Origin of the sequence: Pseudomonas sp. CFBP13528, from assembly GCF_005233615.1 — a bacterium.
Classification (GTDB): domain Bacteria; phylum Pseudomonadota; class Gammaproteobacteria; order Pseudomonadales; family Pseudomonadaceae; genus Aquipseudomonas; species Aquipseudomonas fluorescens_AM.
The window spans coordinates 42,827-67,692 of the sequence record NZ_QGAJ01000012.1 but is presented as its reverse complement, the minus strand read 5'-3'; the positions used below and the strand labels follow the sequence as shown (position 1 = coordinate 67,692).

The 24,866-nt window shown below is 63.2% G+C and carries 13 protein-coding genes; 8 read left to right on the top strand and 5 right to left on the bottom strand.

Annotation, left to right across the window (positions count from 1 at the left end; all coding sequences use genetic code 11):
- Positions 1-42 precede the first annotated feature (42 nt).
- Positions 43-891 (bottom strand): transporter substrate-binding domain-containing protein, encoded by an 849-nt coding sequence (locus tag PspCFBP13528_RS20060; RefSeq protein WP_137201324.1) that lies wholly within the window; start codon positions 889-891, stop codon positions 43-45.
- A gap of 277 nt (positions 892-1,168) precedes the next feature.
- On the opposite strand from PspCFBP13528_RS20060, the gene PspCFBP13528_RS20055 reads away from it, so the two are divergent.
- Positions 1,169-1,417 (top strand): hypothetical protein, encoded by a 249-nt coding sequence (locus PspCFBP13528_RS20055; protein WP_065952447.1) that lies wholly within the window; start codon positions 1,169-1,171, stop codon positions 1,415-1,417.
- Positions 1,418-1,797: 380 nt separating this feature from the next.
- Here PspCFBP13528_RS20055 and PspCFBP13528_RS20045 read toward each other — a convergent pair whose 3' ends face one another.
- From PspCFBP13528_RS20045 to rpiB, 3 genes are all read right to left on the bottom strand, one after another.
- Positions 1,798-3,366: a TerC family protein gene (locus PspCFBP13528_RS20045; RefSeq protein ID WP_065952446.1), complete on the bottom strand. Its 1,569-nt coding sequence runs from the start codon at positions 3,364-3,366 to the stop codon at positions 1,798-1,800.
- 410 nt (positions 3,367-3,776) lie between these two features.
- A complete protein-coding gene (locus tag PspCFBP13528_RS20040; RefSeq protein WP_065952445.1) occupies positions 3,777-4,757 on the bottom strand; it encodes a sugar-binding transcriptional regulator in 981 nt (326 codons plus the stop codon).
- A gap of 63 nt (positions 4,758-4,820) precedes the next feature.
- Positions 4,821-5,282, bottom strand: coding sequence for a ribose 5-phosphate isomerase B (gene rpiB / locus PspCFBP13528_RS20035; protein WP_137201321.1), 462 nt, complete (start codon positions 5,280-5,282; stop codon positions 4,821-4,823).
- 283 nt (positions 5,283-5,565) lie between these two features.
- Between rpiB and PspCFBP13528_RS20030 the strand changes: the two genes are divergently transcribed.
- The 7 genes from PspCFBP13528_RS20030 (at position 5,566) to dhaL (ending at position 12,976) form a co-directional block, all read left to right on the top strand.
- Positions 5,566-7,053, top strand: coding sequence for a sugar ABC transporter ATP-binding protein (locus PspCFBP13528_RS20030; RefSeq protein ID WP_137201319.1), 1,488 nt, complete (start codon positions 5,566-5,568; stop codon positions 7,051-7,053).
- Complete coding sequence (locus PspCFBP13528_RS20025; RefSeq protein WP_065952442.1) at positions 7,050-8,027, top strand: ABC transporter permease; 978 nt, start codon at positions 7,050-7,052, stop codon at positions 8,025-8,027. Before PspCFBP13528_RS20030 ends, PspCFBP13528_RS20025 begins: the two co-directional genes overlap by 4 nt.
- A 34-nt stretch (positions 8,028-8,061) precedes the next feature.
- A complete protein-coding gene (locus tag PspCFBP13528_RS20020) occupies positions 8,062-9,069 on the top strand; it encodes a substrate-binding domain-containing protein (RefSeq protein WP_137201318.1) in 1,008 nt (335 codons plus the stop codon).
- A 148-nt stretch (positions 9,070-9,217) separates the two neighbouring features.
- Positions 9,218-9,973, top strand: a complete 756-nt coding sequence (locus PspCFBP13528_RS20015; RefSeq protein ID WP_137201316.1) for an SDR family oxidoreductase — start codon at positions 9,218-9,220, stop codon at positions 9,971-9,973.
- Between the two features lie 27 nt (positions 9,974-10,000).
- Complete coding sequence (locus PspCFBP13528_RS20010) at positions 10,001-11,116, top strand: alcohol dehydrogenase catalytic domain-containing protein (protein ID WP_065952439.1); 1,116 nt, start codon at positions 10,001-10,003, stop codon at positions 11,114-11,116.
- Between the two features lie 210 nt (positions 11,117-11,326).
- On the top strand, positions 11,327-12,328 hold the full coding sequence (locus tag PspCFBP13528_RS20005; protein WP_065952438.1) for a dihydroxyacetone kinase subunit DhaK: 1,002 nt from the start codon (positions 11,327-11,329) through the stop codon (positions 12,326-12,328).
- A 3-nt stretch (positions 12,329-12,331) separates the two neighbouring features.
- Positions 12,332-12,976, top strand: a complete 645-nt coding sequence (gene dhaL / locus PspCFBP13528_RS20000; RefSeq protein WP_137201315.1) for a dihydroxyacetone kinase subunit DhaL — start codon at positions 12,332-12,334, stop codon at positions 12,974-12,976.
- A 51-nt stretch (positions 12,977-13,027) separates the two neighbouring features.
- Here dhaL and PspCFBP13528_RS19995 read toward each other — a convergent pair whose 3' ends face one another.
- Entirely contained in the window at positions 13,028-24,865 is an 11,838-nt protein-coding gene (locus PspCFBP13528_RS19995; protein WP_137201313.1) for a non-ribosomal peptide synthase/polyketide synthase, read from the bottom strand.
- Between the last annotated feature and the right edge of the window lies 1 nt (position 24,866).

Genomic DNA, 24,866 nt, shown 5'->3' with positions numbered 1-24,866 from the left:
ACCTGAGTGGGGCGCCGTCAAGCGCGCCCCGATTGTTGCGGATCACTTGAATTCCACAGGAAAACCAATCGCCGGCTCGGGCAGGTCAACGCCGAACCATTGCTTGAACGAGGCCTTGTAGGTGGGGAATTCGACGCCGGTCATGGCTTCATGCAGCGCGGTATTGACGAAGTTCAGCCAGTCCTGGTCGCCATGCTTGACCGCGCACGCGTAGGTCTGCGGGCTCCAGGCGTAGGTCGGGCTGCGGTAGCGGCCAGGGTTTTGCACCATCAGGTATTTGACCGAGGACTGGTCGGTGGCGGCGGCATCGGCGCGACCGGAGTTCACGGCCTGGTACATCAGGTCGACGCTGTCGTACTGGTCGACCTTGGCCTTGGGCAGCGCCTGATGCACCAATTGCTCGGCATACACGTTCTGCAGCACGGCCACGGTGACGTCATCGCCCGCGGCCTGCAGGTCCTCGATTTGCTTGTACTGGCTGGTGTTCGGCAGCAGCAGGCCGACGCCTTCGCGGTAATACGGCAGGGTGAAGGCCACTTGCTGCGCACGGCTGGCGGTGACGGTGATGAACTGGCAACTCATGTCGACCTTGTCGGTCAGCAGATTGGGAATCCGTGCGTCGGACGACTGCACCACGAACTCGACCTTGCTCGGGTCATTGAACAACCCCTTGGCCACGATGCGGCCAATGTCGATATCGAACCCCTGCAACTTGCCATCCGCTCCCTGGAAGTGCCACGGCGCATTGGTACTGCCTGTACCCACGATCAGATGCCCGCGCTTGAGCACATCGTCGAGCTTGCTGTCCGCCGCCTGCGCGAGGCTGGCAACGCACGCCGATGCGGCGAAGAGAAAAACACACGCTTTGAACACGGAAGGTCGGTGATGCATGACAAGCACTCCAGGAGATGTGTATTCCGCTGTACCGGAACTTGGTATGTAACAACGGAATAGACAGCAGAAAGTGTGCCATAGCCACTGAAGGAAAAATATGCCGGAGAGAAAATCCTTAAGGATCAGCAAGATAGTTATTGAGGAGCACGGCGGCGTTGCGCCATCACCCCAGCGCTCTGCTACTCAATGCCCCACAACGGTATTACTGCGCACCAACCTTGTACGGTTGGGCTAACCTGTAGAGCGAACAAGCCCCTGCACGGAGGGACCCCAGATGAAATTGAAGCTTGGCCTGTTAATGCTGTGTTACCTGATGGCCGGCAACGCCCTGGCCAGCAACGACCGCCGCGACTGCAAGGAACAACTGCGCAAACTCAAGGAAGCCTTCGACACCAACTACACCAGCCAGAATCACCATGCCTACCGCGAGGCCAAGGCATCCCGTGACAATGAGGAATACCGCAAGTGCGCCAGCCAGGCGCGCAAGGCCCGGGAACGCCTGGAGCGTCAGCCGGACCTGTGAAGGTTGACAGTAGACACCGATGCACTACCGGCCTAGCGTTGGCAAAAACGCTGGCCGAGAGGGAAGTCAAATGGGTATCGCAAAGGACGCTATTGCAACCAACGAGCAGTATCAGTTGATCGTCAGATCCGCTCCAATCGTATTCATCCTGTTTGTTTCAGAGACCTGCCCTGGATGCGGCCCCGCCGCCGAGCGCTTTGAAGCGGCTGCACGGCGTTACAAGACGGTGAAATGCCTGGTGGTCGATATCGCAAAAACCCCCACATTGCCGGGGGTGAGAGCGACACCCACCCTTGTCCCCCACGTCAATGGCAAGGTCGAGGAATTCATCGAAGGGTTTGGCCCCCAGGCAACCCAGGAGCAAACCCTTGAAGGCATATTCAGGCGCTATGCCCTGAAAGAGGCTCAAGGCATACCTGCGTCACCCGGCGCTCACGCACCGCAGCCACCGTCAACCGCCAACCTTCATGTTCCAGGTGATCACCTACCACAGGCAGGCGATCAAGCAGGCTCATGACCAGCCCGGCCAGGGTCTGGTAATCCTCGGTAGCGGCCGCCTTGAAGCCGGTGCGTCGGCGGACCTGATCGAGGTTCAACGCGCCATCGGCACGATACCCCGCGCCGTCCTCGACGATATCCGGCCCTTCGATCTCGCTGGCGTCCGGCAGCTCACCCGCGATGGACTCGAGGATATCGGTCATGCTCAACACGCCCATGAAGTCACCGAACTCGTTGATCACAAAGGCGATATGCGTAGATTCCTGGCGCATTTGCTCCAGTGCATTGAGGATCGAAAAGCGCTCCAGCAGGTTGATCGCACGACGCGCCAAATGCTCCAGATTCGGCTCGTTGCCGGCCAGGTATTCCTTGAGCAATTCCTTTTTGTGCACGAAGCCCAGGGGCTCATCGACCGCACCGTTACGGATCAACGGCAGCCGCGAGTAGGAGGAGTGCATCAGTTTCAGGCGAATGCTCTCGGGATCGTCCGCCAGATCGATACAGTCGACCTTGGCCCGTGGCGTCATCAATGTGCGGATCGGTCGTTCAGCCAGTTGCAGCACACCGCTGATCATCACGCGCTCGCGTCGATCGAACAACGGGCCCTGCGCAGCATCCGGCTCGCCCAGCAGGTCAGCCACCTCCTCACCGACCTCTTCCACCGCCAGGGTGCGACCGCCAAGCAGGCGCATCACCGCGTGGGCGGTCCGTTCACGCACCGGTAATACGCCTTGCGCCGACTTCTTGCGCCGCGAGCGAGCGATCTGGTTGAACACTTCAATCAGGATCGAGAAGCCGATCGCCGCGTACAGGTAGCCTTTGGGAATATGAAAGCCCAGGCCTTCGGCAGTCAGCGCGAAGCCGATCATCATCAAAAAGCCCAGGCACAGCATGATCACCGTCGGGTGGGCGTTGACGAAGCGGGTCAGCGGCTTGCTCGCCACGATCATCAGGCCGATGGACACGATCACCGCGATCATCATCACCGCCAGCTCATCGACCATGCCCACGGCGGTAATCACCGCATCCAGGGAGAACACCGCGTCGAGCACCACGATCTGCGCCACGATCGGCCAGAACATCGCATAGGTCACGTTGCCCTTGTGCTGGGCGACATGCCCTTCCAGGCGTTCATGCAGTTCCATGGTGGCCTTGAACAACAGGAACACACCGCCAAACAGCATGATCAGGTCACGCCCGGAGAAACTCTTGTCGAACACCTCGAACAGCGGCTGGGTCAGCGTCACCAGCCAGGAAATACTCGCCAGCAGGCCCAGGCGCATCAGCAGGGCCAGGGACAAACCGATCAACCGCGCGCGGTCGCGCTGTTCAGGCGGCAACTTGTCCGCGAGGATCGCGATAAACACCAGGTTGTCGATGCCCAGTACCAGTTCCAGCACAATCAAGGTCGCAAGGCCGAGCCAGGCCGTTGGATCCGCTAACCATTCCATCTAGGGGTTCTCTGTATTCAAGGGGTTCAGAATGCCGGACACGGCAAAACGCGGTCATTGGACCGGGACAAGGTTAGTCGACGAAATACGGGGTGTATGAGCGAGAACAACGACAGCGGGTGTCTTGGGGAAAGACGACTGGGGGGCTCCGAGAGGCTGTTCATGCAAGTCCTGAAATAACGAAAGGGCTTGAATCCTACAGCCCAAATACAAATTTCCCACAGGGCAAAACTATTACAAAACCTGTCCCCTGACTTATATAAAACCAATGTGGGAGGGGGCTTGCCCCCGATGGCTGTGTGCCAGTCAACATATAAGCCGGCTGGCACACCGCTATCGGGGGCAAGCCCCCTCCCACATTGGTCCCCATTCCAGATTGGTCTCCAGTCCACATCTGGAAGAGTGTTGAGTCAGGCTTTTCGGGTGGCGTCGTCCAATGCCAGGATGGTATGTGCATTGGTCACCGTCGTCGCCAGGGTATTGATCACCCCCGAGCGCAACGCGCCCAGGGTCGCCGCCGCCTTGGTGTTCTCACTGGCAATCGCCACCACGTCCGGGATGCGAAACAGCTCCTGCACCGTCAACCCGATCACCCGCCCCTGGATGGCGTTGACCGCCGGCTGGCCGTGAATATCGATAAAGTCATAGCCCATCATGTCGCCCACCGTGCCGGACAAGCGGGCCTGGGCGATTTCCTGCGGTGAAAACCAGCCCATGCGCACCATGTTGCTGTTCTCGCTCATGTCACCGATGCCGATCAAGGCAATGTCGGCGCGGCGCGCACGGTCCAGGGTCGAGCGCACCGTGTCGTTATTGATCAAGACGCCGCGCAGTTCCGGGTTGGCCACCAGCGCCGGGGCGTACAGGCTCTCACTTTCACCCCCAAAGCGCAGGGCCAGGCGCCGGCAGATGTGGTCGGGGTTCATGTACTCGCCAGCCTTGAGCGAACCGCCGATGGCGCAGACAAAGGTGCAGTTGCGCGTCACCGGCAGAAACACGTTATCGGCCACTGCGCCGACATTACGCCCCATGCCCACGGCGACGATCATGCCGTCGCCCAGGGTTTTGTTCAGGTAATTGGCGACCAGGCTGGCGACGGCCGATCGCTGGGTGTCGGCGTCGCTGTGGTCGACGGCGATCAAGGCACGGTCGAGCTTGAAGCGCTCCACCAGCGCCCGCTCCAGCTCGTTGTTCATCGCCGGGTGCTGCAACACGCGCACCTCGACAATGCCTTCATCCCGCGCGCGCTTGAGCAAACGGCTGACCTTGGCCCGCGACAGGTCGAAGCGCTTGGCGATGGCCTCCTGAGTGACGTTCTCAAGGTAATAGAGCATCGCCACTTCGGTCATCTGATCGATATCACTGGCCATGCGCTGGGTACTGTCACTCATGGGGACGGGCTTCCGTTTCGGCGTCAAAGGCGCATTCTCCCGGCTCTTGCCCCGCGCCGTCCACTATTGATGCCCATCGCGCTCGATCGCATTGATGCGCTCGACCTTGGCCCCCGAACGCGCGACCTCGAACTCCGACGCCAGGAACGCGGTGACGATGCTTTTGGCCAGTTCCGCGCCGATTACCCGCGCACCGATGGACAGGATCTGCGCATCGTTGCTCTTGCGTGCGCGCTCCGCCGAGTAAGTGTCGTGAGCCTGGGCCGCCCGGATCCCGAGCACTTTGTTGGCCGAAATCGCCATGCCGATCCCGGTGCCGCAGACCAGCACGCCGAGGCGCTGCTGCCCGGCGGTGATGGCGCTGGCCACGGCCAGGGCGATGTCCGGGTAAAGCACGGGTGCAGTGGAATGCGTGCCGAAATCGGTCAGCGGGTATCCCAGCGCCTCGATATGGCGCTTCAACAGCTCCTTGAGCTCAAAACCCGCTTCATCGCATCCGATAGCCACCGGGAAAGGTGTGTTCATGGCGTCTGGCTCCGCTGCCGTTACTGCTGTTACGACTGATCATTTGATCATTCAGTGAAATTTAATTCAGACATTTCTCGTGCATAAGCCTGATTCTGTCAAGCGAGTTTTTACTGACCTCCCAGTCAAAGCCCCATAAAGCGCGAATAAAAGCACTCAAGATGAGAATCATCACTTTTAAGTGAAAGGGATTGACTGATCAGAATTTCATTTGATACACATATGATCACAGCGAAACATGACTGTGCGACCTAATAAGAATTCACAGCACGAGGACACGCCGATGGCCACGCCATTACTGCTCCAGGCTGAACACGTCGCCAAGGCTTACGCCGGGGTACCTGCCCTGCGTGACGGGCGCCTCTCCTTGCGGGCCGGCAGCGTACACGCCCTGTGTGGCGGCAATGGCGCAGGCAAATCGACATTTCTGAGCATCCTGATGGGCATCACCCCGCGCGATGCCGGCAGCATTCTGCTCAACGGCGCAGCGGTGCAGTTCAACCGCCCGAGCGAGGCCCTGGCGGCGGGGATCGCGATGATCACCCAGGAGCTGGAACCCATTCCCTACATGACCGTCGCCGAAAATATCTGGCTGGGCCGCGAACCGCGCCGCGCTGGATGCATCGTCGATAGCAAAACCCTCAACCGGCGTACCCGCGAGCTGCTCGAAGGCCTGGAATTCGACGTCGACCCCACCAGCCCCATGCACCGCTTGAGCGTGGCGCAGATCCAACTGGTGGAGATCGCCAAGGCGTTCAGCCATGACTGCCAGGTGATGATCATGGACGAACCCACCTCGGCCATCGGCGAGCGTGAGGCAGACACCCTGTTCAAGGCCATTCGCCGCCTCACCGCGCGTGGCGCGGGCATCGTGTACGTGTCGCACCGCCTGAGCGAACTGGCGCAGATCGCCGATGACTACAGCATCTTTCGCGATGGCGCCTTTGTGGAAAGCGGGCGCATGGCCGATATCGACCGCAACCACCTGGTGCGCGGCATCGTCGGCCAGGAGCTGACGCGCATCGACCACAAGGTCGGCCGTGAATGCACCGCCACCACCTGCCTGCAAGTCGACAACCTGAGCCGCAGCGGCGAGTTCCACGACATCAGCCTGCAACTGCGCCAGGGCGAAATCCTCGGCATCTACGGCCTGATGGGGTCGGGGCGCAGTGAGTTCCTCAACTGCATCTATGGGCTGACCACGCCGCACTCGGGCAGCGTCACCCTGCACGGCAAGCCTCTGCCCATCGGGCTGCCCAAAGCGACCATCAACGCCGGCATGTCGTTGGTCACCGAAGACCGCAAGGACAGTGGCCTGGTACTCACTGGCAGCATTGTTTCCAACATTGCGCTGTCGGCCTACAAGCGCTTGTCGAACTGGTCACTGATCAACGCGCGCAAGGAAACCCAATTGGCTGAGGACATGGTCAAGCGCCTGCAGATCAAGACCACTTCCCTGGACCTGCCGGTGGCGTCCATGAGCGGCGGCAACCAGCAGAAAGTCGTGCTCGCCAAATGCCTGTCCACGCAACCGGTGTGCCTGCTCTGCGATGAACCCAGGCGGGGCATCGACGAAGGCGCCAAGCAAGAGATCTACCACCTGCTCGATCAGTTCGTGCGCGCCGGGGGCGCTGCCATTGTGGTGTCATCGGAAGCCCCGGAACTGCTGCACCTGAGCGATCGCATCGCCGTCTTCAAGGGCGGCCGCCTGGTCACTGTCAGCAGCGACACCGCCCTTTCCCAGGAAGCCTTGTTGAGTCTTGCCTCATGAATGCCAAAACGATCGTTGCGCCCGTTACCGCCGCGCCGCGCAGCCGACTGCGCCTGTCCCTCGACCGCTTCGGCCTGCCGCTGGTGTTTATCCTGCTGTGCGTGGCGATGGCGTTTTCCAGTGAATACTTCATGACCTGGCGCAACTGGATGGACATCCTGCGCCAGACCTCCATCAACGGCATCCTGGCCGTGGGCATGACCTATGTGATCCTGACCAAGGGTATCGACCTCTCGGTGGGCTCGATCCTCGCGTTTGCCGGGTTGTGCAGCGCGATGGTCGCGACCCAGGGCTATGGCCTGCTGGCGGCGGTCAGTGCGGGAATGTTCGCCGGCGCGATGCTCGGCGTGGTCAACGGCTTCATGGTCGCCAACCTGTCGATCCCGCCGTTCGTGGCCACCCTGGGCATGCTCAGCATCGCGCGCGGCATGACCTTCATTCTCAATGACGGCAGCCCCATCACCGACCTGCCCGACGCCTACCTGGCGCTGGGCATCGGCAAGATCGGCCCGATAGGCGTGCCGATCATCATCTTCGCGGTGGTCGCGCTGATCTTCTGGATGGTGCTGCGCTACACCACCTACGGCCGCTATGTGTACGCGGTGGGTGGCAATGAAAAGAGCGCACGCACCTCCGGTATCGGCGTGCGCAAGGTGATGTTCTCGGTGTACGTGGTCTCCGGCCTGCTCGCCGGACTGGCCGGCGTGGTGCTGTCGGCGCGTACCACCTCCGCCCTGCCCCAGGCCGGGGTTTCCTATGAGCTGGACGCGATTGCCGCCGTGGTGATCGGCGGCACCAGTTTGTCGGGCGGCACCGGCAGCATCGTCGGCACGCTGTTTGGCGCGCTGTTGATCGGCGTGATCAACAACGGCCTGAACCTGCTCGGCGTGTCCTCCTATTACCAGCAGGTCGCCAAGGGCCTGATCATCGTGTTCGCAGTGCTGATTGACGTGTGGCGCAAGAAAAAACGCTGAAGAACGACCAATAACAATAACTGGAGTTCGACTTATGAAACTGGGTATCACTTTGGCCGCTGCGGCGACCCTCACCCTGCTGGCCAGCAGTATCGCCCTGGCCGCCGATGGCAAGACCTACAAGATCGGCGCCGCCGTCTACGGCCTCAAGGGCCAGTTCATGCAGAACTGGGTCCGCGAGCTCAAGGAGCATCCTGCGGTCAAGGACGGCACCGTGCAATTGACCGTGTTCGACGGCAACTACGACGCACTGACCCAGAACAACCAGATCGAAAACATGGTGACCCAGCGCTACGACGCCATCCTGTTCGTGCCCATCGATACCAAGGCCGGCGTCGGCACGGTCAAGGCGGCCATGAGCAACGACGTGGTGGTCATCGCCTCCAACACGAAAGTTGCCGACGCCAACGTGCCGTATGTGGGTAACGACGATGTGGAGGGCGGCCGCCTGCAGGCCCAGGCCATGGTCGACAAGCTCAACGGCAAGGGCAATGTGGTGATCATCCAGGGCCCCATCGGCCAATCGGCACAGATCGACCGTGAAAAAGGCGAACTGGAAGTGCTGGGCAAACACCCGGACATCAAGATCATCGAGAAGAAAACCGCCAACTGGGACCGCGCCCAGGCACTGGCCCTGACTGAGGATTGGCTGAACGCTCATCCCAAGGGCATCAATGGCGTGATCGCACAGAACGACGACATGGCCCTCGGCGCGGTGCAGGCTCTGAAGTCCCATGGCCTCACGTCCAGGGACGTGCCCGTGACCTCCATCGACGGCATGCCGGATGCGATCCAGGCGGCGAAAAAAGATGAAGTCACCACCTTCCTCCAGGACGCCCAGGCCCAGTCTCAGGGCGCGTTGGACGTGGCGTTGCGCGCATTGGCCGGCAAGGACTACACGCCGCAGTCGGTGATCTGGGCACGCTATGCCAAGGACGTGAAATGGGGGGATGGCAGTGACAAGAACTACATCCTGCCGTGGGTGCCGGTGACCCATGCGAATGCCGATGCGCTGTACAAGCAGGTCAGCGGCGCCAAGTAGTCACTGACTTGAAATACGGTCAACGGTGGGAGGGGGCTTGCTCCCGAAAGCGGTGTAACAGTGATAGATCAGGTGACTGACACACTGCCATCGGGGGCAAGCCCCCTCCCACACTGGATCTGCATCGCTTTGAAAAGAGGAGTCACTCATGTCTGGTTTCTGGAACCAAGCCTTCGACCTCAGCGGCCGTTGCGCCGTGATCACTGGTGGCGCCGCCGGTATCGGCCTGGCCTGCGCCACCCTGCTGGCGGAGCGCGGCGCCCGGGTGGCCTTGCTCGACCGCGATCCGGCAGTGGTTGACGTTGCCGCCCGTCTCGGCGACGGGCACCTGGGCATTGCCGTCGACCTCGGTCGGGTCGACCGCATACAACCTACCATCGACCACGTATTCGAACACTTTCAACGTCTGGATTACCTGGTCAACAGTGCCGGCGTGGTGTTGCTGGACAAGGCCATCGAGGTCAGCGAAAGCGCCTGGGACACCACCCTGGATATCAACCTCAAGGCCAGCTTCTTCGTCGCCCAGGCCTGCGCCCGCCACATGCTGGCCCAGGGCAGCGGGCGTATCGTCAACCTCGCCTCCCAGGCCGCCGTCATCGGCCTGGACCGCCACGTTGCGTACTGCGCGAGCAAGGCGGCCATTGTCGGCATGACCAAGGTGCTCGCCATGGAGTGGGCACCGCAGATCAACGTCAATGCCATCTCCCCCACCATCGTCGAAACCGCGCTGGGCAAGAAAGCCTGGGCCGGCGAGGTGGGTGAGCGGGCCAAACGGCAAATCCCGGCAGGCCGCTTTGCCCAGCCCGAGGAAATCGCCGGACTGGCGCTGTACCTGCTCAGCGATGCCGCACAGATGATCACCGGCGCGAACATGGTGATCGACGGCGGCTACAGCATTCAATAATTCATCTTGATGTCGTGAGGTTTTGTCATGTCCACCGTTACCGAACGCAGCCCCGAACACCATGCCCCGGTCATTCCGAAAACCATGCAGGCCGTGGTGTGCCATGGCCCGGAAGACTATCGCCTGGAAACCGTCGACGTTCCCACACCGGGGCCGGATGAAATTCTCACCAAGGTCGAGCTGTGCGGCATCTGCATGGGCGACATCAAGACCTATCGCGGCGCGCCGTCGTTCTGGGGCGATGCCGAGCAACCGCGCTACGTGAAACCGCCGATGATTCCCGGGCATGAGTTCGTGTGCCGCGTAGTTGCCCTGGGCCCCGGCGCGGAAAAACGCGGCGTGGCGGTCGGTGACCGGGTGATTTCCGAGCAGATCGTGCCGTGCTGGGGCTGCCGGTTCTGTAACCACGGACAATACTGGATGTGCCAGAAGCACGACCTCTATGGTTTCCAGAACAATGTGCAGGGTGCCATGGCCCAGTACATGATCTTCACCAAGGAAGGCATCATCCATAAAGTGCCGGAATCCATCGCACCGGATGAAGCGATCCTGATCGAACCCCTGGCGTGCTCGCTGCACGCGGCAGAACGCGCCGATGTCGACCACGACGACATTGTGGTAGTCGCCGGCGCCGGCACCCTGGGCCTGGGCATCATCGGCGCGGTTCGGTTGCGCAACCCGAAAAAGCTCATCGTGCTGGACATGAAGCCCGAGCGCGCCGCCCTGGCCTTGCGCATGGGCGCCGACGAAGTGTGGAACCCGGGCGAGGTCGACGTGCTGGCGAACATCCGCGAGATCACCGATGGCTACGGCTGCGACATCTATATCGAAGCCACCGGGCACCACAAGGCGGTGAACCAGGGCCTGGCGATGCTGCGCAAATTGGGGCGTTTCGTTGAGTTCAGTGTGTTCAATGATGAAGCCACGGTGGACTGGTCGATCATCGGCGACCGCAAGGAACTCGACATTCTCGGCTCGCACCTGGGGCCGTACATGTACCCGCGCGCCATCGACTTTATCGGCAACCGCAAGATCGACATGCGCGATGTGGTGACCCATACATTTGCCCTGGCTGACTTCAAGGAAGCGTTTGCGGTGATGGAGCGCGGTGATAAATCGCTCAAAGTGGTACTGCAACCTTAAATTCGCGAGGGGCTTGCCCTGATTGTAGGAGCGAGCTTGCTCGCGAAAAACTCACAGGCACCGCGTTCATTCAGGAAGCACGCGTTATCGTTGACGTTTTTCGCGAGCAAGCTCGCTCCTACCAAAAAGCCTTGAATGAGTGGCCATTGGGGCTTGCCCCCTCCCACATTAGATGTGTGGTGAACCAATAAAAAAACAGGAACCCGCGTTATGAATCGAGTCATCAACGATCCGGACCAAGTGGTCGAAGACATGCTGCGCGGCATCCTGGTCGCGCACCCCGAGCTGCGTCAGTACGAAACCAACCCACGGGTCATCGTCAAGGCCAAGCCCTCGGCGCAGGGCCGGGTCGGGATCGTCACCGGCGGCGGCTCAGGCCATGAACCGGCCTTCCTCGGTTACGTCGGCCCGGGGCTGGTGGATGCGGTGGCGGTCGGCGAGATTTTTTCCTCGCCCACCGCCAAGAGTTTTTTCGACGCCTTGCGCGCCGCCGACCATGGCGCGGGCGTGGCCTGCCTGTACGGCAACTATGCGGGCGACAACATGAATGTGAAGCTGGCGATGAAAATGGCCGCCAGCAAAGACATGCGTGTCCGCACCGTGGTCGCCAATGACGACGTCGCCTCCGCCCCCCGGGCAGACATCGCCAAGCGGCGCGGCGTGGCCGGGGAAATCTTCATGTGGAAGATCGGCGGCGCCGCAGCGGCCCGGCATTACGACCTGGACGGGGTGATTCGCGTCGCGCAGAAAGCCGTCGACAACTGCCGCTCGATTGGCATCGGCCTCACGCCGTGCACCATCGCCGCCGTGGGCAAGCCGAACTTTCAGATCCCCGACGGCCAGATGGAGCTGGGTATCGGCCACCATGGCGAACCGGGCATCGAAGTGATTCCCATCGAGTCCGCTCAAGCCATGGCCGAACGCATGCTCGCCCCCATCCTCGAAGATCGCGATTTCAGCCAGGATGACAGCGTGGTGGTGCTGGTCTCAGGCCTCGGCGCCACGCCGGTGATGGAGCTGTACGTGTTCTACGCCGAGGTGCAACGCCAGCTCGAAGCCAAGGGCTTGAAGATTCACCGTTGCTATGTCGGCAACTACTTCACCTCCCTGGAAATGATGGGTGTGACCCTGACCCTGCTCGGCCTGGATGCCGAGTTGACAACACTGATCGACCAACCCTGCCGTTCCATCGGCATGACCCAGGCGGAGTGAACCATGAGCGAGCATTTTTCCACCCACGACGGCGGCGCCCTCGTCGCCGACCTGGTCAGCGTGATCGTGGCCAACCGTGAATACCTCAGCGAAATCGACGGCGCGATTGGCGACGGCGATCACGGCATCAACATGGCCAAAGGCTTCGCCCACTGCGGGCGGGCGCTCGAAGGTCGCCAACTGACCCTGGCCGAAGCCCTGGATGAATTGACCCTGAGCCTGATGGAAGGCATTGGCGGTTCGATGGGGCCGTTGTATGGCAGCCTGTTTATCGGCATGGCCGATGAGGTACGCGCCAGTGAAGACATCGACGCCGCCACCTTCGCCCGCCTGCTGCGCGGTGGCCTGACCTCGTTGCAGGACATCACTGAGGCAGGAGTGGGTGACAAGTGTCTGATGGACACGCTGATTCCGGCGGTGGAGGCCTTCGAGCGGGCGCATGCTGATGGAGCTTCGTTCAGCCATGCACTGCAAGCAATGAAAAGCGCTGCTTCGCAGGGGCGCGACTCGACCAGGGACCTGGTAGCGAAGATCGGCCGGGCCAGTCGTCTGGGTGAGCGTTCGCTGGGGGTCCTGGATGCGGGGGCCGTGTCGTGCTGCCTGATACTCACGCGACTGGCGGATTCCATCCAGGCCCGACTGAGCTGACCGGCAATGCGGGAGGGGCTCGCCTCTCCCGCAGGCCTGTCGGCTTGCCCGTCAGCGCATCGCCTCCTCCAGGCTGCTGATGAACACGGCACTGTCGATAATGCCGTCGTGGTCAGTCTCGATCATCACCGAACGCTCGATGCGCCCCTGGCCGATCACGCTCGCCATCTGCTGCTCGATCAGTGCCTTGAAGCGCCCTGCCCGGCTCATGGACGCCCACCAGCAACTGACTGGCGCCTTGATCGGCTTGAAGTCGGCCGCGACCATCCGTTCGCTCAACGCGCGGTCGACGTCCCAGGCAATCTGCGCTTCGTTGCCGTGCAGCAGTTGCTCCTTGATGGCCGTAAAGGTTTCGCCCAATGCCTGCTCAGCCCAGCTCACGAACCCTTGCCATTGACCCATTTCATCCTCGGCATCGCGCTGGCATTGCTCCCAGGCACGCTGTATCGCCTCGGCGAACTCAGGGAACATCACGCCCAATAACGCGGCGCGGCGCTCGTTGGCCGAAACCTCACGATCTTCCCCCACGTCCACCGCATCCCAGTAGGGCGTGACCCACTGCGGCGGCGCGGCGTCGATCCATCCCACACACTCCACCTCACGCCCCGCCTGCTCCAGGCCGTGCGCCACTTCCATCGCCAGGTTGCCGCCCAACGACCAACCTGCCAGGCGGAACGCCCCCTGGGGCTGGGCCATGAGCAATTGTGCGGTGTAATCCTCGACCATCACTTGCCACTGCGGCACTGCCGCGCCCTCCTCGGCCAATGCTCGGCACATCACCCCCAATACCGGGCGCTGCTCGCGCAGGGCCAGGGCAATCGCGGTGTAGCAATGCACCGAGCCAAAGCTTGGGTGGAACAGGAACAACGGCGTGCCTTCGGTCTGCTGGTTGAGCCTGACGATCAACGACGCTCGGTTATCGCCCTGCAAGCAGCGGACCTGCCCCGCCACGGTCGGGTTGAGCATCAGCTGGCTGACCGACAAGTTCACGCCGCTGACCTTGCGGATGCGCTCCTTGAGCATCAGTACCCGCAACGAATGGCCACCCAGTTCGAAGAAATTGTCGTGCAGCCCCACGCGTTCCACGTCGAGCACCTCGCTCCAGATCGCCGCGACCTGCTGCTCGATTTCGCTGCGGGGTGCCTGGTACTGCCCGGTGCCGTGGGCGTGCGGCTTGGGCAATGCCTTGCGATCCAGCTTGCCGTTCGGACTCAGCGGCATCTGCTCCACTACCACCCACTGCGCCGGCACCATATAGTCCGGCAACTGTGCGGCCAGGTGCGCAACCAGCGCGGCTTTCCAATCGTCCTGCGGCTGTTGCAGCACCAGGTAGCCCACCAGGTGGGTGCCGTCAACCGCGAGCACTGCCGCTTCACGGATGCTGCTGTGTTCCAGCAGGCGCGCTTCGATCTCACCCAGTTCGATGCGCAGCCCGCGCAGTTTGACCTGGTGGTCGATGCGCCCGGCGTATTCAATCACGCCATCGTCGCGATAACGTGCCAGGTCGCCGGTGCGATACAAGCGCGCGCCGCTGCCGAACGGATCGGTGACAAAGCGCTCGGCGGTCAGCGCGGGGCGACGGTGATAACCCCGCGCCAGCCCGATCCCGCCCAGATACAACTCACCCAACACGCCGACCGGCGCCGGTTCCAGGTTGGCGTCCAGCACATAGCACGTAAGGTTGGCGATCGGCCGGCCAATCGGCACGGCGTCGCGGCCTTCTTCGACGCAGGTCCAGTGGGTCACGTCGATAGCCGCTTCGGTCGGGCCATACAAGTTGTACAACCCGGCGCCGGGCAGCTTGGCGAAGACCTGCTGCTGGGCGTCGGCGGGCAGCGCTTCGCCGCTGCAGACAATGCGTTGCAGGCTCTGGCACGAGGCCACATCTGCGTCTTGCAGGAAGGCTTGCAGCATGGACGGCACAAAATGCAGCGTGGTGATGCGTTGCGCGTTGATCAGGCTGACCAGCCGCGCCGGGTCACGATGGTCGCCCGGAGCGGCCACCACCAAGCGTGCGCCGGTCATCAATGGCCAGAAGAACTCCCACACCGACACGTCAAAGCTGAACGGCGTTTTCTGCAGCACGCTGTCACGGGCCTCGAGGCCATACGCCTGCTGCATCCAGCACAGCCGGTTGGTCAGCGCACGATGGCGGTTGCCGGCGCCCTTGGGCTGGCCGGTGGAGCCGGAGGTGTAGATCACATAGGCGAGGTTTTCGCCCTGCACGGCGACGTTCGGGTTGTGGGCGCTGAAGGCGTCCGGCGAGGCGTCGCCGCTTTGCAGCACCAGGCATTGCACGCCGGCTGGCACCGGCAGTTGCGCCTGCAGGTGGGCCTGGGTCAACAACAATTGCACAGCGCTGTCCTGCAGCATGTAGGCCAGTCGCTCACGCGGGTATTCCGGGTCCAGCGGCACATAGGCACCGCCCGCCTTGAGCACCGCCAACAAGCCCACGACCATTTCGATCGAGCGCTCCAGCGCCAGCCCCACCAGTACGTCCGGGCCGACGCCGGCAGCGATCAGGCGATGGGCCAGGCGGTTGGCCCGGGCGTTCAATTCGGCGTAGCTCAAGGTGTGCCCGGCAAACATCAGCGCCGGGGCCTGCGGCGTGCGCTGCACCTGCGCCTCGATCAACTGATGCACCGCTTGATCCAGCGGATATTCCACGGCAGTGGCGTTCCATGTCTGCACCAGCGTCGCGCGCTCGGCGGCGGCCAGGCTTGGCAATGCGCCGAGGCATTGGGCAGCATCGTCTGCCAATGCCATGAGTAAGTGCTGGAAGTGCTCGGCCAGGCGCTGGATGTGCGCTGCGCTGAAGGCCTCGCGGTCGTAGTTGAACTCCACGCCCAGGCTGTCGCCTATCGCCAGCAGGACCGTCAATGGGTAGTGGGTCTGCTCCAGGCTTTGCACCGCGCCAAAGCGCAGCCCCGACGGCGCGCCTTGCTCCAGGGCCTCGGACACCGGGTAGTTTTCGAAGACCAGGATACTGTCGAACAGTGCTTCGCCGCCCAGCCCGGCCCAGCGCTGGATCTCGAACAACGGCGTGTGTTCCTGCTCACGCAAGCTCAGGTTCTGCTGCTGGACCTGCTGCAGCCACTGACTGACCGACATCTGTGCATCCGGGGTCGCCACCACCGGCAAGGTGTTGATGAACAGGCCGACCTGCTGTTCAATCCCGCGCAATTGCGCCGGGCGCCCTGCCACCGTGGCACCGAACGCCACGGTGGCGTGCCCGGTATGGTGCTGCAGCAGCAACAGCCAGGCGCTTTGCACCAAGGTGTTGAGGGTGACTTTGTTGCGCTGGGCGAACGCTTTGAGGCGCTCGGTCTGCGGCGCGTCAAGACTCAGGCGATGCTCACCGTTAACCGCCAGGGCCGTGTCGTCCTGGACCTGTGCGCCACGCGCCAGGCGCGTGGGTTCCTGCAAGTTGATCAGCTGGTCTTTCCAGAACGCCTGGCTGAGTGCCTTGTCCTGGGCGTGCAGCCACGCGATGTAATCGCGATAACGCCCGGTCGGCGCCGGCAACGGTTCGCCTGCATAGTGTTGCAGGACTTCGCCAAACAACTGCGAACCACTCCAGCCGTCCATCAGGATATGGTGATTGGTGTAGATCACGTGATGGCTCGACGCACCGGTGCGCACCACCGTCAGGCTCAACAGCGGCGCCTGTTCCAGCACAAAGCCCTGGGCTCGTGTCGATTCGGCCAGGCTGTCGAGGCGTTGGATGGCATCGCTGCGGGCCTGCCAATCCAGCTCGACAAACGGCAGGCGCACCTGCTTGTAGACCACCTGCAAGGGCTGCTCCAGCTCGGCCTGCCAGACAAAACCGCTGCGCAGGATCTCGTGACGCTCGACCGCCGCCTGCCACGCCTGGTGGAAGCGCGGTACATCCAGGCCGTGCACGTCAATGCGCATCTGGTTGATGTAGTCACCCGAGCCTTCGCCATACAGCGACTGGAACAGCATGCCCTGCTGCATGGGCGACAGCGGATACAGGTCTTCGACCTCGGCGGCGTCCAGCGCCAGGTCATCAAGCTGCTGCTGGGTCAGGTTCGCCAGGGGGAAGTCGGAGGGCGTCACGCCCCGGTTGGCGGGTTCACAGCAATGGTCGATCAGCGCCTTGAGTTCCTCGGCGTACTCATCGGCCAGTTGCTGGACAGTCGCTTGCGCGAACATCGCCTGGCTGAAACTCCAATTGAGCTTCAGCTCGCCGCCATACACCTGGCCGTTGATTTCCAGCCAGTTACCCAAGGGCGCCTCCGGGCTTTGCTCGGCACCGCTGGCGTCGCCGGAAGGCGCAAACAGCCCTGGCTGCTCGGCGCTGTCGAAGCTGGCGTCGAACTGCCCCAGGTAGTTGAACGTGATGCGCGGGCGTGGCAACGCGGCCAATGCCTGTTGGGCCTCGGCATCGCCCAGGTAACGCAATGCGCCAAAGCCCAGGCCTTTGTCGGGGACGGCGCGCAGTTGTTCCTTGATCTGTTTGAGGGAGCCGGCCAGGGTGACGGCCGGCAGCAATTTCAACGGGTAAAGGCTGGTGAACCAACCGACGGTGCGGGTCAGGTCGATCTCGTCGAACAGGTCTTCGCGGCCGTGGCCTTCGAGCCTGATCAACATCGCCTCGTCACCGGTCCAGCGCGTGATCACACGGGCCAGGGCGGTCAGCAACAGGTCATTGATCTGGGTGCGATAGGCACTCGGCGCGTCCTGCAGCAAGCGACGGGTGTAGACCGGGTCCAGATGCGTACTCACACTCAGCGCCAGGTGGTTGCTCAGGCTGGCCTGCGGGTCAGCGCCGGGCAAGCCGGATGGACTGTCGTGCAGTTGCGCCTGCCACCAGGCCAGTTCGTGTTGCAGGGCCTCACTGCGTGCATACGTCTGCAGGCGTTCAGCCCAGGCGCGGGTGGCGCTGGTCTTGGCCGGCAGTTGCACGGCGGCGCCCTGGGCCAGTTGCTGGTAGGTGCTCTGCAGGTCTTCGAGCAGGATGCGCCAGGACACGCCGTCGACCACCAGGTGATGGATGACCAGCAACAAACGCTGCGACCCGTCGGCCAGTTGCGCCAGCACTGCGCGCAACAAGGGCCCCGCATTCAGGTCGAGGCTGCGCTGGGCTTCTTCGCCCAGGGCTTCAAGTTCCTCGACCGTATTCAAGGTGGTCTGCCACAGCACCTGGTCGGCCTGGTGCAGGTGCGGCCCACGGTAGGCCGCGCTCCAACCCGCCGCCCCCTGCACAAATGTGCTGCGCAAGGCATCGTGGTGCACGATCAGCGCTTCAAGTGCGGCCACCAGCAACGGCACCAGTAATGGCTCGTGCGGTTGCAACACCACCGATTGGTTCCAGTGGTGGCGCTGGGGGATGTCATCGGCAAAGAACGCCTGTTGCACCGGCAACAGCAGCAGCTCGCCGCTCAGTGCCGACTGATCCAGCAGCACCGCGCCCTCGCCTTCCCGGGCGACGGCCGCCAGGCTCTGCACAGTCTGGTGCTGGAACAAGTCCTTGGGCGAAAACCGCACGCCGACCTGACGCGCGCGGCTGACCACCTGGATCGACATGATCGAGTCGCCGCCCAGCTCAAAGAAGTTGTCATGCAAGCCCACTTGCGGCAGGCGCAGCACGTCGGACCAGATCGCGGCGATCTTGCGCTCCAGTTCGCTGTGCGGCGCCACATACACCTGCTGCATCAGGCTCACATCCGGCAACGGCAGGCCCTTGCGGTCGAGCTTGCCGTTGGGGGTCAGCGGCATGCGTTCGAGGAACATCAGGTGCGTGGGCACCATGTAGTCCGGCAAACGGGTTTTCAGGGCGCGGCGCAGGGTTTCGCGGCCGTTGGCCTGGGCGACGCCATCGTCGAGCAGGGCCGGGTCAAGCGGCACCACGTAGGCCACCAACTGCTTGCCGGTCGGGCCTTCCTGGGCCACCACCACGGTTTCGCCGACGCTGTCCTGTTCACGCAGGCGCGCTTCGATTTCGCCCAGCTCGATACGGAAGCCACGGATCTTGACCTGATGGTCAACGCGCCCCAGGTAATCCACCACGCCGTCCGGACGCCCACGGGTCAGGTCGCCGCTGCGATACACGCGGCTGCCGGGTTTGCCGAACGGGTCCGGCACAAAGCGTTCGGCAGTCAACGCCGGACGCTCCAGGTAACCCCGCGCCACGCCCTCGCCACCCAGGTACAACTCGCCGGCCACGCCGATGGGTTGCAGGTTGAGTTGCGCGTCCAGCACGTAGCCGCTACGGTTGCCGAGCAAGGTGCCGATGGGCGCGTAGACGGCGCCGCACGGGTCGCCTTTGCGCGCCTTCCACAGCAGCGGCGTGACCACGGTTTCCGTCGGGCCGTAACCGTTGAACAGGTAGGTCGGTTTCAGCGCGCGCCAGGCCAGGTCATAGCTGGCCTGCGCCACGGCATCCCCGCCAAAGCAATACACGCGCACCGCTGGAGGGTTGCCGTCGCGTTCGGCGTGTTCGGCCAGTTGCTGCAGGTACACCGGCGGGAACACCGCCATGGTCACGTTGTGCCGGTGCATCTGTTCATAGGTGTATTCGGGCAGCCACAGGCTGTCGTCACGGATCAGTACGCTGGCGCCATTGATCAACGGGTGCATCCAGCCTTCGTGGGAACCGTCGAAGGCGAACGACATGAAGTGCAGTTCGCAATCGGCCGGGCGGGTTTCATAGCGCTCGCCGGTGGCGATGATGTGCGCCACCAGTGGCCCGTGGGACACCGCCACGCCCTTGGGCATGCCGGTGGAACCGGAGGTGTAGATCACGTAGGCGAGGTTGTTGCCGTCGAGGGCGACGTTCGGCGCCGTGTAGTTGTCATCGGACCAGTCCTGTAGCTGATCCACTGCCAGGGCTTGCAGGCCTTGCGGAATCGGCAGGCGCTGTTGCACCGTCGAGTGGGTCAGCAGCAACCGCGAGCGGCTGTCCTGCATCATGTACAGCAGGCGATCACGCGGGTATTCGATGTCCAGCGGCACGTACACGCCACCGGCCTTCAGCACCGCGAGGAACGCCACCATGATCTCGGCACTGCGCGGCATGGCAATCGCCACGCGCACTTCCGGGCCGACGCCACGGGCGATCAGCGCGTGGGCCAGGCGGTTGGCCTGGCGATCCAGCTGGCCGTAAGTGAGTTGCTCGTCGGCGAACTTTACCGCCACCGCATCCGGGGTTTCCCGGGCGCGGTCGGCGACCAACTCATGCACCAGCCGCTGGGACGGGTAGCCGGCATCGGCGCAGTTCCACAGCTGCAGGATGTGCTGCTGCTCGGCAGCGTCCAGCAGGTTCAACTGGCCGAGCGGTTGCCGAGGGTTGGCGACCATGCCCTGCAACAGGTTCTGCCAGTGGCGCGCCATGCGTTGCACGGTGTCGGCTTCGAACAGGTCCTGGGCATAACCCAGGGTGGCCCAGATACCTTCGGTGGACTCCTGGATGTCCAGGTCCAGGTCGAAATGCGCGGTCTTGCTTTGCCATTCCAGCCCTTGGACCAGAAGGTGCGGCAGGTGCTGCTGGACCTGGGCCTGGCCGACGTCGGTCTGGTGGTTGAACATCACCTGGAACAACGGGTTGTGGCTCAGGCTGCGTTGCGGTTGCAGGGCTTCCACCAACTGTTCGAACGGCAGGTCCTGATGGGCCTGAGCCTCGAGCGCGCGTTGCCTCGTTTGTTGCAGCAACTGCTCGACGCTCATCTGGCCATGCAGGTCCGCCTTGAGCACCTGGGTATTGACGAAGAAGCCGATCAACCGCTCGGTTTCGCTGCGGTTGCGGTTGGCAATGGGCACGCCGACGCGGATTTCTTCCTGGCCGCTGTAGCGATGCAGCAGGGTCTGGAACGACGCCAGCAGCAACATGAACAGGGTCACGCCCTGTTGCCGGGCCAGGGCCTTGAGCTGTTGGCTCAGTTCGGGGTCGAGCTCGAAGGCCAGGCGTGCGCCGCGATGGCTTTGCACGGCAGGACGCGGGTGGTCGAACGGCAACTCCAGCACACTTTGCTCGCCACCGAGCATTTCGCGCCAGTACGCCAGCTGACGGGCCTTCTCACCCGCTTCCATCCAATTGCGCTGCCACACGGCATAGTCGGCGTACTGGATCGGCAACGCCGGCAGTTGCACTTCCTCGCCCTGGCTGTAGCCCGCATAGAGCTGCACCAGTTCTTCGACCATCACCTGCATCGACCAGCCATCGGAGACGATGTGGTGCTGCACCAGCACCAGCACATGCTCGTCCTCAGCCAGGCGCAGCAGCGACACACGCAGCAACGGGCCGTGTTCCAGGTTGAACGGCTGCGCGATCTGCGCCTCGACCTGCGCCTGGAGTTCAGCTTCGTCGACATCGGCGTGGGCGATCTGCAGCGATACCGACGGCGCGATCACTTGCACTGCACGTGCATGCTCCTGGCGCAGGCAGGTGCGCAGGCTTTCATGCCGGGCCAGCAACGCATCGAAACTGCGCTGCAACGCGTCCAGGTCCAGTTGCCCTTTCAAGCGCAACGCACTGGGGATGTGGTAGGCGGCGCTGTGCGGCTCCAATTGCCAGAGAAACCACTGGCGCTCCTGGGCATAGGACAGCGCCAAGGCCTGCTCGCGCCCGACCGGCAGCAACGGCGGTGCGCTGGGCGCCAGGCTGTCCTGGGCCTGCATCGCCGCGACAAATGCATCCAGCCGCGGGTGTTCGAACAACGCCTTGAGCGGCACCTCGCGCTGCAGCGTCTGGCGAATGCGCGACACCACTTGCATCGCCAGCAGCGAATGCCCGCCCAGTTCAAAGAAGTGCTGGTTCAAACCGACGTTGTCGGCGCCGAGAATATCGGCCCAGATCGCGGCGATCTGCTGTTGCAACGCAGTCACCGGTGCCTGCCAGTCCTGATGTACCGTGCTGGCGTCCGGTTTGGGCAGTGCCTGGCGGTCCAGCTTGCCGTTGGGGTTGAGCGGCATGCGCTCGAGGAAGATCAGGTGCGCCGGCACCATGTAGTCCGGCAGCTGTTCGCGCAGGGTGCTCATCAACCGTTCGGCTTCACTCGACGGTTGCGCGGGCACCAGGTAGGCCAGCAGCTGGTTGTCGACAGCCAGCACCAGCGCTTCACGCACGCCATCCTGGGCCAGCAGCACGGTTTCGATCTCGCCCAGTTCGATGCGGAAACCGCGCACCTTCACTTGATGGTCGACCCGGCCGACATACTCCACCACCCCATCGGCGCGATAACGCGCCAGGTCGCCGCTGCGATAAAGCCGCTCGCCGCAGGCACTGAACGGGTTGGCGACAAAGCGCTCGGCGGTCAGGCTCGGGCGCCGCAGATAAGCGCTGGCCAGGCCGCTGGCGCTGGCGATGTAGAGTTCGCCCACGGCACCGGCGGGTAGCAGGTTCAGGTCGCGATCCAGCACATACAACCCACGTCCGGGCAGCGCGCGGCCGATGGGGCTGGCGGTGACGCCGCTGATCACGTCGGGGTCCGTGCAGTCCAGCACGCTGGAGACCACGGTGGCCTCGGTCGGCCCGTAGGTATTGAGCAGCCGCACATGGCCCAGGCCGGCCCGTTGCCACGACAACGGACCGTCGAGGGGCATGGCTTCGCCGCCAATATGCATCTGGCGCAAAGCCCCGTAAGGCCGTGCGCCCGCCGCCAGGCAATCCTGCAAAAACAGCTTCCAGTAGGCGGTCGGCAAGTCGGCCAGGGTGATGCCCTGCTCGATGATCTGCCGATACAGCTCGGCACCGTCCCACAGTTGCGGGCCACGCAGCACCACCGTGGCACCGAGGGTCAGGGCCGGGTACAACTGCTCGACGAAGCCGTCAAAATTCAGGGTGGCGAACTGCAGTACCCGGTCTTGCGCGACCAGTTGCGAATAGTCGGCGGCAATCCCGGCGAACTCACTCAGCGCACCATGGCTGATGGCAACGCCCTTGGGTTTGCCGGTGGAGCCCGAGGTGTAGATCACATAGGCCAGGCTGTGCGGTTCGAAAACCGCTGGTGGATTGTGTTCATCACACACCGCCAACTGCGCCTGGGCGAGGTCGATTTCCACGGCTGCCACGTGCGCCGGCAATGGCAGGCGATCGCGCAGGTGCGACTGGGTCAGCACCAGGCGCACATCGCTGTCCTCGAGCATGTGCACCAGACGCTCGCGAGGGTACTCCGGGTCCAACGGCACATAGGCCGCGCCGGTCTTGAGCACCGCCAGCAAGCTGACCACCATGGCAAAGGAGCGCTCCACGGCGATCCCGACCAAGGCTTGCGGGCCGATGCCTCGGGCGATCAGGTAGTGCGCCAGGCGGTTGGCCTGGCGGTTCAGTTCACCGTAGCTGAGGGCCTGATCGTCCAGGGCCAGCGCCTGGCGTTCGGGCTGCGCGGCGGCCTGGTCTTCGAACAGTCGGTGCACGCCGTGCAATTGACGGGCGCAGGCCGGGGCGTTCCAGTCCTGGAGCATGCGTTGCTGCTCGGCGGCATCCAGCAGCGAAAGCTCGGCCAGACGGCTGCGCGGGGCGCTGACGACCGCCTGCAGCAACTGCTGCCAGTGCTGCGCCAGGCGTTCGATGGTCGCTGCGTCGAACAAATCGGTGGCGTAGTTCAACGCCGCCCAAAGCCCTTCGGCCGACTCGTGGGTATCCAGGCTCAGGTCGAAATGCGTGGTCTGGCTGTCCCAATCCAGCTCCACCACGCGCAGGCCCGGCAATTGCTGGCCGTCGCGCCCGCCCTGGGCATCGGTCTGATGGTTGAACATCACTTGGAACAACGGGTTGTGGCTCAGGCTGCGTTCAGGCGAAAGCGCCATCACCAGTTGCTCGAACGGCAGGTCCTGGTGGGCCTGGGCTTCCAGGGCGCGGCGCTTGGTCTGTTGCAGCAACTCGACAAAGCTCATCTGCCCGTCCAGGTCAGCCTTGAGCACTTGGGTGTTGACGAAAAACCCGATCAGCCCCTCGGTTTCGACGCGGTTGCGGTTGGCAATCGGCACGCCGATGCGGATATCCGATTGCCCGCTGTAGCGGTACAACAAGGTCTGGAAGGACGCGAGCAGCAGCATGAACGCGGTGACGCCCTCTTGTTGCGCCAGGCGCTTGAGGCCGGCGACCAGTTCGGGCTGCAGGTGCACCTGCAAGCTCGCGCCGCGATGACTTTGCTGCGCCGGGCGCGGACGGTCCAGCGGCAGTTCCAGCACCGGCTGTTCACCGCCCAGCAGCGCCTGCCAATAGGCCAGTTGCCGCGCCCGCTCCCCCGCTTCCATCCAGCCGCGCTGCCACAGGGCGTAGTCGGCGTACTGGATCGGCAACTGCGGCAGTTGCAGGTCCTGGCCCTGGCTGCCGGCGGCATACAGCTGCACCAGTTCCTGAACCATCACCTGCATTGACCAGCCGTCGGAGACGATGTGGTGCTGCACCATCACCAGCACATGGTCATCTTCAGCCAGTTGCAGCAAGGTCACGCGCAGCAGCGGCGCCTGGTGCAAATCGAACGGCTGCGCCACCTCCGCTTCCACTCGCGCCATCAACTGCGCTTCATCGATCTGCGCCCGCTGAATCTCGACCCGTGCCTGGGGCAGCACAGCCTGCCACAAGTGCTCGCCCTCCTCGACCAGATGGGTGCGCAAACTCTCGTGACGGGCCAGCAGGCTGTCGAAGCTGCGCTGCAATGCCGCCAGGTCCAAGCGCCCGTGCAAACGCAAGGCGCCGGGGATGTGGTAAGTGGCGCTGCCGGGGTCCAGTTGCCAGAGAAACCACTGGCGCTCCTGGGCGTAGGACAGCGGCAGGCGTTGGCCGTCCTCACGGATTGAAGCAATCGGCAGTTGAGCGAAACTCATGCCCCGGCTTTGCAGACGCTGATAAAACTGCTGGCGCTGTTCCAGAGGCAAGCGAAGAAAGCGCGACACCAGGTCGATGTTAGGGTTGGAAAGCATG